The 15,365-nt window shown below is 68.6% G+C and carries 13 protein-coding genes; 5 read left to right on the forward strand and 8 right to left on the reverse strand.

Annotated features, from left to right (window positions below):
* Positions 1–4: 4 nt before the first annotated feature.
* From BAU06_RS10095 to BAU06_RS10105, 3 genes are read right to left on the reverse strand one after another with little or no spacing between them, the layout of a single operon-like run.
* The gene (locus BAU06_RS10095) at positions 5–265 is read right to left on the reverse strand and encodes a phosphopantetheine-binding protein (RefSeq protein WP_066348091.1); all 261 of its coding nucleotides are present in this window, start codon (positions 263–265) and stop codon (positions 5–7) included.
* Complete coding sequence (locus BAU06_RS10100; protein ID WP_231934039.1) at positions 246–1,103, reverse strand: lysophospholipid acyltransferase family protein; 858 nt, start codon at positions 1,101–1,103, stop codon at positions 246–248. Before BAU06_RS10100 ends, BAU06_RS10095 begins: the two co-directional genes overlap by 20 nt.
* Positions 1,052–1,873, reverse strand: a complete 822-nt coding sequence (locus BAU06_RS10105) for a beta-ketoacyl synthase chain length factor (RefSeq protein ID WP_066348101.1) — start codon at positions 1,871–1,873, stop codon at positions 1,052–1,054. The genes BAU06_RS10100 and BAU06_RS10105 overlap by 52 nt, the downstream gene beginning before the upstream one ends.
* A 133-nt stretch (positions 1,874–2,006) precedes the next feature.
* On the opposite strand from BAU06_RS10105, the gene BAU06_RS10110 reads away from it, so the two are divergent.
* Positions 2,007–2,678 carry a 4'-phosphopantetheinyl transferase family protein gene (locus BAU06_RS10110; protein WP_066348113.1) on the forward strand — a complete coding sequence of 224 codons (672 nt, stop codon included), beginning with the start codon at positions 2,007–2,009 and terminating at the stop codon, positions 2,676–2,678.
* Between the two features lie 38 nt (positions 2,679–2,716).
* On the opposite strand, the gene BAU06_RS10115 is transcribed toward BAU06_RS10110, so the two are convergent.
* Positions 2,717–3,607 carry a LysR family transcriptional regulator gene (locus BAU06_RS10115; protein ID WP_066348130.1) on the reverse strand — a complete coding sequence of 297 codons (891 nt, stop codon included), beginning with the start codon at positions 3,605–3,607 and terminating at the stop codon, positions 2,717–2,719.
* Positions 3,608–3,875: 268 nt separating this feature from the next.
* On the opposite strand from BAU06_RS10115, the gene BAU06_RS10120 reads away from it, so the two are divergent.
* Positions 3,876–5,123: a D-amino acid dehydrogenase gene (locus tag BAU06_RS10120; protein WP_066348132.1), complete on the forward strand. Its 1,248-nt coding sequence runs from the start codon at positions 3,876–3,878 to the stop codon at positions 5,121–5,123.
* 455 nt (positions 5,124–5,578) lie between these two features.
* Here the strand turns inward: BAU06_RS10120 and BAU06_RS10125 are convergent, their stop codons facing one another.
* A complete protein-coding gene (locus BAU06_RS10125; protein ID WP_066348135.1) occupies positions 5,579–5,779 on the reverse strand; it encodes a hypothetical protein in 201 nt (66 codons plus the stop codon).
* A gap of 270 nt (positions 5,780–6,049) precedes the next feature.
* On the opposite strand from BAU06_RS10125, the gene BAU06_RS10130 reads away from it, so the two are divergent.
* Positions 6,050–7,372, forward strand: coding sequence for a tetratricopeptide repeat protein (locus tag BAU06_RS10130; protein ID WP_066348138.1), 1,323 nt, complete (start codon positions 6,050–6,052; stop codon positions 7,370–7,372).
* A 139-nt stretch (positions 7,373–7,511) separates the two neighbouring features.
* Here BAU06_RS10130 and BAU06_RS10135 read toward each other — a convergent pair whose 3' ends face one another.
* The 3 genes from BAU06_RS10135 to imuA all read right to left on the reverse strand — a co-directional run bounded on the left by BAU06_RS10135 (position 7,512) and on the right by imuA (position 13,011).
* Entirely contained in the window at positions 7,512–10,631 is a 3,120-nt protein-coding gene (locus BAU06_RS10135) for an error-prone DNA polymerase (RefSeq protein ID WP_066358738.1), read from the reverse strand.
* A gap of 132 nt (positions 10,632–10,763) precedes the next feature.
* Positions 10,764–12,224, reverse strand: a complete 1,461-nt coding sequence (locus tag BAU06_RS10140; protein WP_066358739.1) for a Y-family DNA polymerase — start codon at positions 12,222–12,224, stop codon at positions 10,764–10,766.
* On the reverse strand, positions 12,181–13,011 hold the full coding sequence (gene imuA, locus BAU06_RS10145; RefSeq protein WP_066348139.1) for a translesion DNA synthesis-associated protein ImuA: 831 nt from the start codon (positions 13,009–13,011) through the stop codon (positions 12,181–12,183). Before imuA ends, BAU06_RS10140 begins: the two co-directional genes overlap by 44 nt.
* Positions 13,012–13,401: 390 nt before the next feature.
* Here imuA and BAU06_RS10150 point away from each other — a divergent pair, with 390 nt between their 5' ends.
* A complete protein-coding gene (locus tag BAU06_RS10150) occupies positions 13,402–14,364 on the forward strand; it encodes a tetratricopeptide repeat protein (protein ID WP_066348141.1) in 963 nt (320 codons plus the stop codon).
* Positions 14,365–14,676: 312 nt separating this feature from the next.
* Entirely contained in the window at positions 14,677–15,324 is a 648-nt protein-coding gene (locus tag BAU06_RS10155; RefSeq protein ID WP_066358741.1) for a PadR family transcriptional regulator, read from the forward strand.
* Positions 15,325–15,365: the final 41 nt, after the last annotated feature.

Genomic DNA, 15,365 nt, shown 5'->3' on the forward strand with positions numbered 1-15,365 from the left:
TTGCTCAGGCGCCCCGCTGGGCGTGGACGAATTTGCTCAGATTGGCCACCGTGGCGAAGTGGTCGCGCATATTACGCGTTTCCGGATCGATGGCGATGCCGTAGCGCTTCTGCAGGGCCAGGCCAAGCTCCAGCGCGTCCACCGAATCCAGCCCCAGGCCGTCGCCGAACAGGTCCGCATCGCTGGCGATGTCTTCGGGCGCAATGTCCTCCAGGCCCAGGGCCTCGATGATCAGTTGCTTGATTTCACTTTCCAGCTGTTCCATCCAGGCCTAGCTCCGTTCTGTAATAGTGATGTAGGTGATCGTTCATGCGCCGGCCCGCGATGGGCGCCGGGTGCCGGCGGGTCCACTGTTCGGGATCGATGTCCGCGCCGACTTCGAATACGTAATGCATGCGGCGATGCGGAATGCGGTACCAGGGCTCGCCCTTGGTCAGGCTGCGGGTATTCATGGTGATGACCACCGGGGTGACCACCCGCGCGCCGCGTATGGCGATGGCGCAGGCGCCGCGGTGGAATCGCGGCGGCGCGTCGACCGGCGTGCGCGTGCCTTCCGGGAAGACGATCAGCGTTTCGCCGTCGCGCAGTACCTGCGCGGCGCGTTCCAGCATATCCATGCTTTCGTCGTTGCTGATGTAGCCGGCATTCCGTATCGGCCCCGCGGTGAAGGGGTTCTTTACCAGGCTGTGCTTGACCACGCAGTTGGCGTGCGGCACATGCGCGACCAGGAACACCACGTCCAGCAGCGAGGGATGGTTGGCGACGATCATCTGGTGCGGCCGTCCCAGGCGTTCGACACCGCGGAATTCGTAGGTCAGCACGCCCATGCGCACCAGCAGGCGCACGAAGCGGTAGAAGGTCCACGTGATCACCGCGCGCGAGCGCCGGTGGCGCCGCGCGGGGTTGGCGATCAGGAGCCGTTGCGCGGGAAACACCACCAGGCGCAGGAACAGGCCGCCCAGGCCGAACAGGCCGAAGGCCAGCGCCGTGGCGATCAGGCGCAGCAGCCAGGCGTCCTGGCGCGGCGCGTGCGTTGCGGCCGACACGCCGTTCATGCCGCCCGCCGCCATCGCCAATGCGCGGCGCGGGCCGGATGGCGCCATTCGCGCGTGCCCCGCAGCAGATGCCGCAGCAGGCTCAGCGGGTGGGGCAACCCGTCCGTCGAACCGGACGTGGCCGCGCCGGCCGCGTGCGTCATGCCTGCCCCCGCGTCGCCGGGCGTGGCTTCCGGCATGCCGCCGCCGCGCGCCCCGGCGCGGTCGTCATGTTCGTCCGCGTCGAGGGCCTGCAGGGAAAGCTCGAACTCTTGTCCCGGGCTGATACGCAGCGCCATCGCATAGGAAAAAGGAACGTCGTCGATCCAGGGACGGTACGGGGCGGGCGGCGTCTCTTCCGCCAGGATCACCAGCGCGTCGGGGTGGCCGGCATCCAGCATCAGGCAGGCTTCCGCGACCGCGCTTTCCAGGCCATCGCCCTGGGCCGACAAGGCGACGGACTCGACGGTTTCCTTGCGCAGGATGGCCCACATGCCGGCGGTGGCGTTGTGCACGGACAAGCTGAACGAGGTCGGCGACAGGGCCTCGTCGCGCGCCAGGCATTGCAGGAGCTCGAAGCTGCGCGTGGTCTCGCCGTGGTGCGAGGCGTAGACCACAGGCATGGCCGGGCGTCCCTCGGCCAGGGGCCAGGCACAGGCCACGGCCATCCGGGCCAAGGGGCTCAGGCGGCGGCGTTGCAGCGCAGGCAGGAAGGCCAGCCGGGGCAATTCGGGCGCGATGTCGGGGCAGTATGGCTGGCGTGCCCATGCCTCCCAGGCGGGGGGTTCCTCGATGCCTGGCGCCCAGGCTTGCCATGCGGATATTGCGAAGTTGAACATGCGCGGAAGTGTACCGGTCCACCGGACCCGATAGGAGCTTTGTTGTTATCGTTCAAACCATGTTCTTCCCCCTTATTCGCCCGCTTCCAACACTTTTTCAGCGGTTTGTCAGCTTGCGCCCAGGAGGGCCCGGGTGAGCCGCGTACCGGCCCTGTGGTGGGGCAGTCCCGAACTCGCGCCGCGATATCGCGCCGAAGTGTTGCATGGCGCCGACAGGGCGCGCGCCGCGCATGCGCGCTCGCCTCGCGCGGAACGGGACTGGCGGGTCAGCCGGGTGCTGTTGGCACAGGCTCGCGCTGCCTGGCAGGACGAGCCGCCACCGGCCTTGTCGTTGAGCCATTCACATGGCCATGCCGTGGTCGGCGCGGCGCCGGCGGGCTGGCGCATCGGCGTGGACCTGGAGCGGATCCGGCCGCGCCGCGTGGATGAGCTGGCGCGATGGTGCTGCGGCCCGGATGAGCAGGCCGTGCTGGCGGGCATGCGGGATGAGCGCCGGCGGCTCCAGGCCTTTTATGCCTTGTGGACGCTGAAGGAAGCCTTCATCAAGGCGGCGAACCTGGACTTTCCCGCCGACATGCGGTCGGTGGGGCTGGCCTGGGATGCGCCGGAAACCGCCTTGGCGCATGCGCGGCTGCGCGCGCCCGGTCCCGGTTGGCGGGCGTGGTCCGCTCGCGTGGACGACGCATGGGCCGTTTCGGCGGTGTGGTGGACAGGGGACGCCGCGGAAGGGCAAGCCATCCCGGCCTTGTGGGCGGCGCGGGGCATCGTGGCCCCCGAGGTGTTCAACGCCGGCCGGTGGTGCTGATCGGGCGGAAGGCCCACGCGGTTTCCGCGCGGGCCAGCTTAGGGCGTAAGGGCTTGCGCCACTTCCGCGCAGGCCAGCCGTAGGCTTTGCACGAAGCCGTGATGCAGCGCCGACATGGGATCGTCCGCGTGCACCAGTGCGCCGATATGGAAATGCACCGCGGGATCCAGGCGGCGGATGGAAAGTCCGGGACGCGAAATGCCATGGGCGCTATAGGCGTCCACGATGGCGTCGCCGCAGCCGGCCTCGACCATGGCGCAGGCCATGTAGTGAGTCTGCACCAGCAGGGCGGTATTCATGCTGACCCCGCGTTCCGCCAGCGCGGCCTGCAGCAGGCTGCCCAGCGGGTCGTGCGGATCCATCGCGATCAGGCGGTCGGGACGTACGCCGGCCAGCGGCACCGCGGGCCCGTCCGGTTCGCGGCTGACGTAGACCATCTCCGAGCGGTCCAGGTCGATGCGGGCGATGCCCGGATGAGCAGGGGGCTCGTAGGTGACCGCCAGGTCGATCTCGCGGGCCAGCAGGCCGGCGATCAGTTCACCGGTATGGTGGGTCTGCAGCCGGAAGGTGATATCGGGCTGGCGGGCGCGGCTGATCGCCACGGCGCGCGGGACGACGCCCAGGCCCAGGCTGGGCGCGCAGCCGATGCGCAGGTGCCCGCGCGGATGGTGGCGCAGATTGGCCGCCAGCTTGCGCACGCTTTCCAGGTCGCGCGACAGGCGGGCGATATCCGGGGCAAGGATTTCCGCCTCTCGTGTGGCGCGCAGCCGCCCCTTGACGCGTTCGAACAGCTTGAAGCCCACCTGGGCTTCCGCATGCGCCAGCATCTTGCTGGCGGCCGGCTGGGAGATGTGCAGGGCCTGGGCCGCCCGGCTCAGGGAGCCGGTGGCGCGGATGGCTTCGAACAGTTCGATGTGGCGCAGGCGCATCGGGCGGGATCGGCAGAAAGGATGAATAGCAAAAGGTTATATCGGAATGGCGCCCCGTGCACGATGTAACGCCACGTGCCGGCGCGACGGTCCAATAGCTGGACTTGCCCTGCGAGCAGAATGGCGCGACCGCCGCGACGGCGCCCGCTTGTAACGCCCGACCAGGCCTGGATATAGCCAAAGGTTATGTATTCTGGCGGCTTTGGCATTGGCCCGGGACCGCCGGCTTCGCCAGAATCGCTGCTGTGAATGACTACAGGGTGCTGCCATGCGCGTGTGCGTAATCGGCGCGGGCGTGGTCGGCGTGACGTCCGCCTATTTCCTTGCGCGCCAGGGATACGAAGTAACGCTGGTCGACGGGCGCGCCCGTCCCGGCGAGGAAACCAGCTATGCCAATGGCGGCCAGCTCAGCTACAGCTATGTCGCGCCGCTGGCCGGTCCGGGCGTGCTGCCCAGCGTGCCGGCCTGGCTGTTGCGCGACGATTCTCCCCTGCGCTTCCGTCCGCGCCTGGATCCTCATCAATGGCGGTGGTGCCTGCAATTCGCGCTGGCCTGCCGTGCCTCCGTGTCGCGGCGCGTCACCGCGGAAATGCTCACGCTGTCGTATCTGAGCCGCGACGTCCTGCACGCGCTGCTCGAACAGGAGCCCCTGTCCTTCAGCCACCTGCGCAACGGCAAGTTGATTGTCTACCGCAGCCCCGCGCTGCTGGAAAAGGCGCGCGCGCTGGTCGAATACCAGGCCGGCCACGGCGCCGAGCAGCAGGTCTTGAGCGCGGCGCGCACGGTGGAAATGGAGCCGGCGCTGGCCGGCATGCGGTCACACCTGGCCGGCGCCGTTTTCACCCCTGGCGAAGAAGTCGGCGATTGCCTGCGCTTTACCGAGGGACTGTTCGAGCGCCTGTCGCGCCGGCCGAATGTGCGCATCCTGATGAACGCGCCGGTCTCCGGCCTGCGGCGCAGCGGCGCGCGTATCGTCGCCGCCCGCACGCCGGCCGAGGACGTGGAGGCGGATGCCTACGTCGTGGCCGCCGGCATGGGCAGCCGGGCCCTGTTGCGGCCGCTGGGCCAGGACGTGCCGCTGTATGCCTTGAAGGGCTACAGCCTTAGCGTGCCTTTGGGGGACGACGATGCCGCGGCACCGTCGATCAGCGTGACGGACTACGAGCGGCGCATCGTCTACGCGCGCATCGGCGCCATGCTGCGCATGGCGGCCATGGTGGATATCGGCGGCGATGCCGGCATCGACGAACGGCGCATCGCGCTGCTCAAGCGCCAGGTCGGCGACACGTTTCCGTCGCTGCGGCTGGACACCGCGCGGCCCTGGGCCGGCCAGCGGCCGGCCATGCCCTCGGGCAAGCCCTGGATCGGGCCCAGCCGCGCGGCATGCAATCTATGGATGAACCTGGGGCAGGGCGCCCTGGGCTTCACGCTGGCCTGCGGCAGCGCGGCCTTGCTGACGGCGCAAATGGCGGGCATCCAGGCGCCGATCGAGCCGCGTCCCTTCCTGCCGGCATGACGATCGAGCCGCGTCCCTTCCTGCCGGCATGACGATCTAGCCACGTCCCTTCCTGCCTGCATGACGATCGGGCCGCGTCCCACCCCAGGGATCCAGCCGGGTCCTTCCTGCGGGAATGACGCTCGCGCCGCGTCCCCTCCTGCCGGGATGACGATCGCGCCATCAGCCCTTCCCGCCGGAGCGGGCGGGGTGGCGCGGCAAAATCTACAGGGGATGTAAAACCGGCGGCCGGTATGCCTGGCAAGGCGCCGATCGGCAGCGTCCCGCCAGGAAGGCCCTGGGTGCCCGGGCCGCCGGCGGGAACGCTTCGGAGAAAAGATCTCGGTCGGAAGGCGGGAAGGCTTCGGGCGGGCAAGCCCTTGGTCGGACGCCGGGACGACTTCCAGCGGGAAGCCCCCGCCGCGAAGCCCCGCGGGAAAGCCCCCGCGTGCAGGGCCTTCCCGTGCAGGGTCGGATCAGCGTTTCTGGTCGGAGCCCGAGCCGTGGCCGGACCGCTGCGTACCATGTTGCTGGCCGTGCTGCTGGCCGCCGCGATCCTGTTGCTGCTGTTGCTGCGAGCGTTGCTGGTTCTGGTTCTGTTGCTGGCCTTGCTGGCCTTGTTGGCTTTGTTGGCGCTGCCCCTGCTGGTTCGGTTGCTGGTTCGATTGCTGCTTCATCGTTGGCTCCTGTGCATGGACGGTCCACCCGGCTCGCGCCGGCGTGGAGTGCCGGAAAACGCGGAACGGATCCGCGCCGGTTGGGCAGCAAACGGTGTGCCTCGATGGCTTAATCCGCGCGGGCGGCGGACCCCGCCCGCGCGAAGCCCGTCCGCGCTGGCCGTCCTAAGATTTTTGCCGATTGCCGCGTCGTCATGTTCATGGTCAGATCGCGAAAAAAGACCTGCTCGCCGCCCGGCGAAGCAGCGGGCCGTGCTCGGGGGGACCGCCATGGCACACACCGATCTGCGGGGCAATCCCGTATCCACCCAGAACGACGAGGCGCTGGAACGCTACGAGGCCGCGCAAGCGCTTTTCCACGGTTATTACGGCGATCCGGTCGGCGTGATCGACCAGGCCCTGGCGCGGGATCCCGAGTTCGTCATGGGGCACCTGCTGCGCGCCGGCATGATGATCACGGCCAGCGACCAGTGCGTGGAATCCATGCTGCGCGAAAGCGTCCAGGCGGCAGAGGGCCTGCATGCCCTGGCCAACGACCGCGAACGCCGACATACGGCCGCCGCGCGGGCCTGGCTGGACGGCCGGCTGGAGGAATCCCTGGCGCGCTACGCCGATATCCTGGCCGACTATCCGCGCGACACGCTGGCATTGCAGGTGGGCCACATCGGCGATTTCCTGCTGGGGCGTTCCACCATGCTGCGCGACCGGGTGGCGGGCATCCTGCCCGCCTGGGACACGCACATGCCGGAATTCGGCTACGTCCTGGGCATGTACGCCTTCGGGCTGGAAGAAACCAATCTGTACGACGAGGCCGAGGCCCAGGGGCGCCGCGCGCTGGATATGAACCGGCGCGATCCCTGGGCCGTGCACGCCGTCGCGCATGTCATGGAAATGCAGGGACGCGTCGAGGAAGGCATCGCCTGGCTGGAAAACCGGCGCGAGGACTGGAGCGCCGACAACATGCTGGCGGTTCACAATTGGTGGCACCTGGCGCTCTTCCGCCTGGACCAGGGCGACACGGACGGCGTGCTGGCGCTGTACGACGAGCGGATACGCGAGCAGTTCTCCGGGCAGGTGCTGGACCTGGTCGATGGCTCGGCCATGCTGTGGCGCCTGTGGCTGCGGGGCGTGGACGTGTCGCGGCGCTGGCGCGACCTGGCCGACCTGTGGCAGGCACGCGGCGGTGCCGGCTATTACGCCTTCAATGACGTCCATGCCTTGATGGCGTATCTGGGGGCTGGCGACGGCCCGGCGGCCCAGGCGCTGATCCAGGTCATGGAGGCGGCCGCCGCCGGCAGCGGCACCAATGCGATGATGACGCGCGACGTCGGCTTGCCGGCGGCGCATGCGCTGGTGGCCTTCGCCAGGGAAGACTATTCCCGGACCGTCGAACTGCTGCGCGACCTGCGGCTGATCGCGCATCGATTCGGCGGCAGCCATGCACAGCGGGACGTATTGGCCCTGACGCTGATCGAGGCCGCGCTGCGCGATGGCGCGCGCAGCCTGGCCAAGGTCCTGGCCGCCGAGCGGTTGGCCTTGAAGCCGGCCAGCCTGGGCAACCAGCGCCTGGCGGCGCGCGCCGCGGCCTTGTAGGGCGGCGGGAGGCTCCCGCGGCGTTGTACGCATTCCAGTGGGCGGCGCCGCCCGCGCCGGCACCCAGGTGACCGGGAAGAAGGTGTCCGGCCGGCGCCCGCCAGCGCGCCGATGGCGATGGCGACCTTGCGGCCGGTCTTCAATGAAAATCGCGGCTGCTGACGGACAGGTCGCCCAGCAGGGGCGTCATGTCCACCAGGCGGTGCGCGATCAGGTGGCGCACATTGTTGACGTTCTGCCAGACCCCGTACACCCCCATCAGGGTGGATCCCAGCAATTCCCTGCGCTGCCGCTCGATCAGCTCGGGCCGCACCACCACGTTGACCGGCCCGGTTTCATCCTCGATGGAAACGAAGATGGTGCCCTTGGCGGTGCCGGGCCGCTGCCGCACCGTGACCAGCCCGCAGGCGCGCGCCAGGCGCTTGTCGGGATAGCCGTTCAGCGTTTCGGCGGTTTCGAAGCGGCGTGCCTTGAGCTTGTCGCGCAGCAGGGCCAGGGGATGGCGATGCAGCGTGAAGCGCAGCGACCGGTAATCGTCGGCGATGGTCTGTCCTTCGGTGGGCATGGGTAGCTGGGGGATGTGGTTTTCCACGATGGCGGCATCGCGCAGCAATCCCTTGGCGGGCGGTCCCGCCGCGGCTTCCCAGCGCGCCTGTCGGCGGTGGCCGGCCAGGGTCAGCAAGGCATCGGCCGCGGCCAGCGCATCCAGGTCGTGGCGGTTGAGGTCGGCGCGCCGCGCCAGGTCGGCGGTATGCGCGAAAGGATGCTGCCCCCGGGCGGCGGCGATGCGGGTGGCGGCCGCTTCGGACATGCCCTTGACCAGGCTCAATCCCAGGCGCACGGCGGGACGTCCGCCGTTATCGGCACCGAAATCCAGCCTGCTGTCCCAATCGCTGGCGCATACATCCACCGGCAGCACGCGCACGCTGTGGCGGCGCGCGTCCTGGATCAGCTGCGCCGGCGCATAGAACCCCATGGGTTGGGAATTCAGCAGCGCCGCCAGGAAGGCTTCGGGTTCGTGGCGCTTGATCCACGAGCTGGCATAGGCCAGCAAGGCGAAGCTGGCGGCGTGGCTTTCCGGAAAGCCGTATTCGCCGAAGCCTTCGACCTGCCGGAAGATGGCGTCGGCGAAGTCCTTCGTATAACCATGGGCCAGCATGCCGCCCACCAGCTTGGCGCGGAACTTGTCCACGCCGCCCTTGCGCCGCCAGGCCGCCATGGAACGGCGCAGTTCATCGGCCTCGCCCCCCGTGAAGCCCGCCGCCACCATGGCGATCTGCATCACCTGCTCCTGGAAAATGGGCACGCCCATGGTGCGTTCCAGCACGGTGCGCACTTTCTCGCTGGGATAGGTGATCTCTTCCAGGCCCTGGCGCCGGCGCAGGTAGGGATGGACCATGCCACCCTGGATGGGGCCGGGCCGCACGATGGCCACTTCGATCACCAGGTCGTAGAACGCTTGCGGACGCAGGCGCGGCAGCATGGTCATCTGCGCGCGCGATTCGATCTGGAACACGCCTATCGTATCGGCCTCGCTGATCATGTCGTAGGTGGGCTTGTCGGCCGGCGGAATGTCCTGCATGGCGAAGGCATGGCCGCGCCGCAGCGACACCAGTTCCAGCGCGCGGCGGATCACCGACAGCATGCCCAGGGCCAGGACATCCACCTTGAGCAGATGCATCGCGTCCAGGTCGTCCTTGTCCCACTGCACGACGCTGCGGCCTTCCATGGCGGCGTTCTCGATAGGCACCAGGCGCGACAGCTTGCCGCGCGAGATGACGAAGCCGCCCGGATGCTGCGACAAGTGCCGGGGAAAGCCCATCAGCAAGGTGGCCAGCGCCGCCCATTGCCTGGCCACGATGGATTCCGGATCCAGGCCGCAACCCTGGAAGCCGTTCAACAGGCCTTCGCGGCTGTCCCACCATTGATGCGCCTTGGCGACCGCGTCCACGATGGCCGGATCCACGCCCAGGGCCTTGCCGGTGTCGCGCAGCACGCTGCGTGGCCGGTAGGTGATCACCACCGCCGTCAGGGCGGCGCGCGCACGGCCGTATTTGTCGTAGATGTACTGGATGACCTCTTCGCGCCGCTGGTGTTCGAAATCGACGTCGATATCGGGCGGTTCGTTGCGTTCCCTGCTGATGAAGCGTTCGAACAGGGAATTGCCGCGCGCGGGATCGACTTCGGTGATGCCCAGGCAATAGCACACCGCGGAATTGGCCGCCGAGCCGCGTCCCTGGCACAGGATGTCTTTCGAGCGCGCGAACTTGACGATGTCGTAGACCGTCAGGAAATAGGCTTCGTAGCGCAGTTCCTGGATCAGGGTCAGTTCCTTTTCGATCTGTTCGGCCACGTTGTCGGGGATGTGTTCGCCGAAGCGGCGGCGCGCGCCGGCATAGGTTTCGGCGCGCAGGTAGGACGCGGGCGTGGCGCCGGCCGGGACGATTTCGTCGGGATACTCGTAGCGCAATTCATCCAGGTTGAAGGTGCAGCGGCGGGCGATTTCCAGCGTCTGGCGCAGCGCCTCGGCCGGATAGAGCCGCGCCAGCTGCAGGCGCGACCGCAAATGGCGTTCGGCATTGGCGGCCAGTGCGTAGCCGCATTCCCGGACCGGCTTGCCCAGGCGGATGGCTGTCAGCGTGTCATGCAGCGGTTTGCGTGAACGGACATGCATTTCCGCCAGGCCCAGGGCGGTGATCGGCAGTCCGCTGGCGCGCGCGGCATCTTCCACGGTGGCGCGATGCAGGTCGTCGCGGGACTGGTGCCTGGCCATCAGGCCCATCCATGCGCGGCCGGAAAAAACCCGCGCCAGCCAGCGCGCCTGGGTGGCCAGGCGGTCGGCCGCGATGCCATGCGCTGGCGCCAGGATGGCAAGGCATTCGGGCAGATGGGCCAGGTGCGCGTAAGGGGCGGGAGGCTGCTCCAGCTGGGACGCGGCAAGGCGGTACGAACCTTTTTTCACGGCGCCGGTGCGCGCCAGCGTGATCAGTTCGGAAAGATTGCCATAGCCTTCGCGCGTCTGGGCCAGCAGGATAAGGCGTATGGGTTCGCCGCCGGCCGGCCCGGTGTCGTCGACCAGTTCGAAATAGCTGCCGATGATCAGCGGCAGCTTGTGTTCCTTGGCCTCGGTGTGCGCGCGCACCACCCCCGCCACCGAGCATTCGTCGGTAATGGCCAGGGCGGCATAGCCCAGTTCCGCGGCGCGGCTGACCAGTTCTTCCGCGTGCGAGGCGCCGCGCAGGAAACTGAAGTTGGTCATGCAGCCCAGTTCGGCATAGCCGGGCAGGGCGTTGGAAGCGTATCGGGCGGACGCGGCGGACGCGGCGTCCGCGGGGATATCGCCGGGCAGGGGATCGTCGCGCGGGATCGAAGCGTCATCGTGCATGGCGATTCAGGCGTACAGCCCATGCAGGAACCAGCGGGCATCGGCCACGCCGCGCTCGCGGTAGATCCAATAACGGGCGGCGTGCGCGTCCTCGGCCACGAAATAGTCGCGCACGGCCACCCCTTCGTCCCACCAGCCGCTTTCGATGCGTTCCGGGCCGCGCAGCAAGGTCAGCGGCGTGCCGTGCACGGGACGATTGCCCCGGACCTGCAAGGGTTGCGGCGGATCGACCAGCCAGAAAGGACGGTCCAGCACTGGGGCATCCGTGGCCGCGTCGCGGGCATCGTGGGCGCTGGTCCAGCGGTTGGCGACTTCGGGCCGGTGATCGGCGACGGGGCTGGGGCGCAGGACACGGTCGGCGCCCAGCCGGGCCGTCAGCATATCCAGCAGGCGCGCGCGTTCGCTGGCGGCCTGCGCCGGCTCGGGAAACAGCGCGGTGTTGGCCGCGGGCTGCGGCACGGTGTGCGGGGCGTCCAGCACGACGGCGACCACCGGCGCCTGCAAGGTCATGCGGCCCAGGCGTTCGCGCAGCAGGCCCAGCAAATGGTGGGGCTGCCAGGCCGGCTCGGCCAGCGTCAATTCCAGCAGGGTGGGCGGCCGGGCATGACGCCCGCGTTCGTGTTCCAGCGCCAATGCCAGGCCCGGCACGGCGCGCTGGCGCGCCACCAGCCAGCCGCTCATTTGCTCCACCAGGATGCGGGCCACCGCCAGCACGGCATCGGTGTGCTCGATGCGCTCGATCAATTCATAACGGCGCTTGAAGGCGGCCGGCGGGGAAACCCAGGCATGGGCTTGCGGCGCATCGCCGTAGGCGGCATCCAGCGCTTTCAATAGCGCCGTTCCGCAGCGGCGCTGCAGCCCCGCGCGGGGCAGGCGGCGCAGGAAATCGAAGCGGCGGCAGCCGATGCCATGCAGCCATTCCAGATAAGGCTGTGCCTGCGGCAGCAGGGCACAGGGCAGCGCATCCAGGCGGCGCTTCAGCCTGGACAGCAGCAGCGCATGGCGCGGCCCGGCATCGGCGCGGCGGGCCAGCAGCCACGCGCCGCCGGCGGTGGGCGCCATGCCCAGGCGGGCTTGCAGGCCCAGCGTGCGCAGGGTGCCGGCCACGCGGCGCGCCAGCGCGCGCGGGCCGCCGAACACGCGCAGGCTGGCGCCTACGTTCAACAGCAGGCTGTCCTGTTCGCCCAGCGCGACCTCCGGCGTGTATTGCAGCAGGGCCAGCGCCGCGCCTTCCAATGCCGCGCTTTCGGCCGCGCGGTCGCGATCCAGCATGATGGCGTGCGGAGCCAGCACGCCGGCACCGGCGCGGCGCATGCCCAGGCTGATGCCATGGCTGGCCGCGGCCGGCGTCAAGGCCATGACGCATTCGTGCTCGATCACCGCGCATGCCGTGGTCTCCAGCGGCCACGGCGGATGCAGGGCATCAAGCGCCAGCCTCGGCAGGTAGATGGCGATCCAGAGTTGCATGGTCATCGAAGAAGGGCAGGGTTTCCTGGCGATCGGTGCGGGCGGTTTCCTGTGGGATGGGCTGGAAGGTTTCCGGGGGCTCGGCCGGCGCAATCGCCTGGGGAGCGGCTTGATGCGTTTCCGTCCTTGCAGGCAAAGGAGGGATTTCCCGTGCCGCGGTGCGGGGTCTTTCCAGCGCGATATACAAGGAATGGCTGCATACCGGCCCCCGGCGCTTGACGATGTCCACCCGCAGCCCGTCGCCGGCGGGCGCCAGCGCCAGCCGCAAGGGGGCCGGCGAGGCCTGCGCCGCCGCGCGTGCCGGTCGCAGGCAGAAGAAAAGCGTGGCGCCGGCCTGCGCCGCCAGATGCAGCCGTCGCAGGGCTTCCGGCCGCGCCTGCGGCAGCCAGCACAGCAGCGCGGCGCAACTGCCGTTTTTCAACACTTGTTCCGCGGCCCACAGCGCGTCAGCCGGCCGGCCGGGATTCACCCACAGCAGCCGCGCGGGGTCCAGCCCGCCGCTGCGCCAGGCCGCGATATGCGGCACGAAGGGCGGCTGCACGAGTACGATGCTGCCTTCCCGGTCCAGCGCCCGCAGCGCGGGTTGCAGAAGCCGCAGTTCTCCCAGGCCGGGATGCGGCAGCAAGAGTTCATTCAACACCCCCGTCGGCCAGCCGCCGCCCGGCAGTTCCCGCCCCAGCGCGGCATGGCCCGTGGGCACCGCCGCGCGCGCCGCCTGCGCAAGCTGGGTCCCCCGCCACAAGGCGGGATGGATCTGTTCGGGTGACGGTGCGGCAAGCGTCGGCATGACGGTAGAGCAGGGGCGGAAACGCCCGGCGTGTGCAGGGCCGGGCGTTAAGTTTTCACTGTACAAATATACAGTAAAAAATTGGCTCGCATTCGTTGTCGATCCACCGTTGCCGACGGCAGGGCAATGGCGCGGCATGCGCGGCATGCGCAACCGGATTGCACATGGTTATTCCGATAAGAGGTTGTCCGGGAAACGGTCAGGACGGCACTACCGGAGTTGCCGCAACAATTGACGTCCATCGACTCCAGCTTGACGAGAAGCGCCTGAGCTGACGTTGCGGCTTCTGCGATGGCTATATTGAACTTCCACGTTTCGCCGCCATCTCACACGCAGTGACGGGAGGGTTCCCTTATGTACTCCAGATACTCAAGATCATTCGCCGGCTCCATGCTCCTGGCCGGCTGCCTGCTTTTTGGCGGCAGCGCCATGGCGGCGGAAGCCACGCCCGACCAGGTGTACCAGGCCGCGCAGGCCGGCAACTATCGCGAAGCCCAGGCGATGATGGACCAGATCCTGCGCGACCACCCGAACAGCGCCAAGGCGCATTTCGTGGAAGCCGAACTCCTGGGCAAGCAAGGCAAGCTCCAGCAAGCCCAGGCGGAACTCAACACCGCCTTGCGCCTGGATCCCAGCCAGAATTTCGCCCGTCCCGGCGCGGTGGATGAGTTGCGTACGCTGATTGCCTCGGGCAGCGGCGCCGCCTCGCGCGCGCAGGGTACGTTCGGCGGCATTCCGTGGGGCATGGTGCTGGGCATCGCCGCGCTGTTGATCGTCGTGTCGCTGATGATGCGCGCGCGGCGCCGCGCCAACGTTCCCTCCGGCGGCCCCGGACCTTACGGTTACGGATATGGCGCCACGCGCAACGCCCCGCCGTATGGTCCGCAAGGTCCGCAAGGTCCGCAAGGCCCGCAAGGCGGATACGGCTATCCGGGCGGCGCGGGGCCCGCGGCTCCGGCGACGGGCGGCATGGGGTCCGGCATCATGGGCGGCCTGGCCACGGGCGCCGCGGTCGGTGCCGGCGTGGTGGCGGGGGAAGCCCTGATGAACCGCGTACTCAATGGTGGTGGCTCCGCTCACGCAGCGGGCAATGCCGGCAATCCGAATGCGGTCAACGATACGGGGGCCGGCAATTCCGCGGAGCCCGGATATGACATGGGCGGCAACGACTTCGGTTTGCGCGACGCCGGCTCCTGGGACGATGACCCTGCCCGCAAGCTGGGCAGCAGCAACGACGGCGGCGGTGCCGACACCTGGAATATCGGCAATCCCTGGAATGACGACGATGCCTCCAGCGATGGCGGCGGCTCCTGGGATGACAACAGCGGCGGGTCCGACGACGACTGGACCTGAGCCCGCCTGACCGGGGATTGAATGGTTTGGAAGCCGGCGCATGCGCCGGTTTTTTTTCACCATGACTCCAGTCCAGACTTACGCTGGACTGCCGTAGCGCGCCCGCCGGTGAGGCGCTTGGATCTCGCTGGATGTCTGCCCTGGGAGAAGCGCGGGGCTACCGTCCCCTCCTGCTGTCGGCCTCCGACGTCAGCGATATTGACACCGCGCATCCTCTTCTATATCGTACGATATATGTCTTACGATATAGAGGACGCCATGCACTTTCCCTTGCATCATTTCTTCTTCCGGCGCGGCTTCGCCGCTTGGGCCATGCATCATCACGCCATGGTGGGCCGCCACGGCGGGGGCGGGCATCGTGGCGGGCCCGGCCACGGTGGCCGCCATGGCCATCACCACCACGGCGATCCGGCGGACGATGCCGGTGACGAGCAAGGCTGGGTCCGCGGCCGCAAATTCGGCGCGGAAGACCTGCAGCTGATGCTGCTCGGCATCCTGGAAAACAAGCCCAGCCACGGCTACGAACTCATCAAGGCCCTGGGCGCGATGAGCAGCGGTTTCTACACCCCCAGCCCCGGCATGATCTATCCCGCGCTGACCTATCTCGAGGAAATCGGCTATGCCACGGTCGAGCTCGAAGGCAGCAAGAAGCGCTACCACGTCGCCGATGCCGGCCGCGCGTATCTGGACCAGAACCGGGATCGGCTGGCCCTGCTGTTCGGCAAGCTCAAGCACGTGGCCCGCAGGATGGAATGGATGCGCCGCGCATGGACCGGCCAGCCCATGGAAGCCGGCCCGGAAGGGCAGGACACCGTCACGGGGTGGGTGCCCGAACTGGTCCAGGCACGCCAGGCGCTTAAGCAGGCATTGTTCCGCCGCGACGATGCGGATCCCGCGGAACAGCGCCGCATCGCCGCCATCCTGATGCGAGCCGTCCAGGAAATCGACGGCAAGGCCTGATCGCCGGGGAAGTCCTTAGCGTGGCGCATCGCGGGGCACGC

The organism is Bordetella bronchialis, from assembly GCF_001676705.1.
GTDB classification, from domain to species: Bacteria; Pseudomonadota; Gammaproteobacteria; order Burkholderiales; family Burkholderiaceae_B; genus Bordetella_C; species Bordetella_C bronchialis.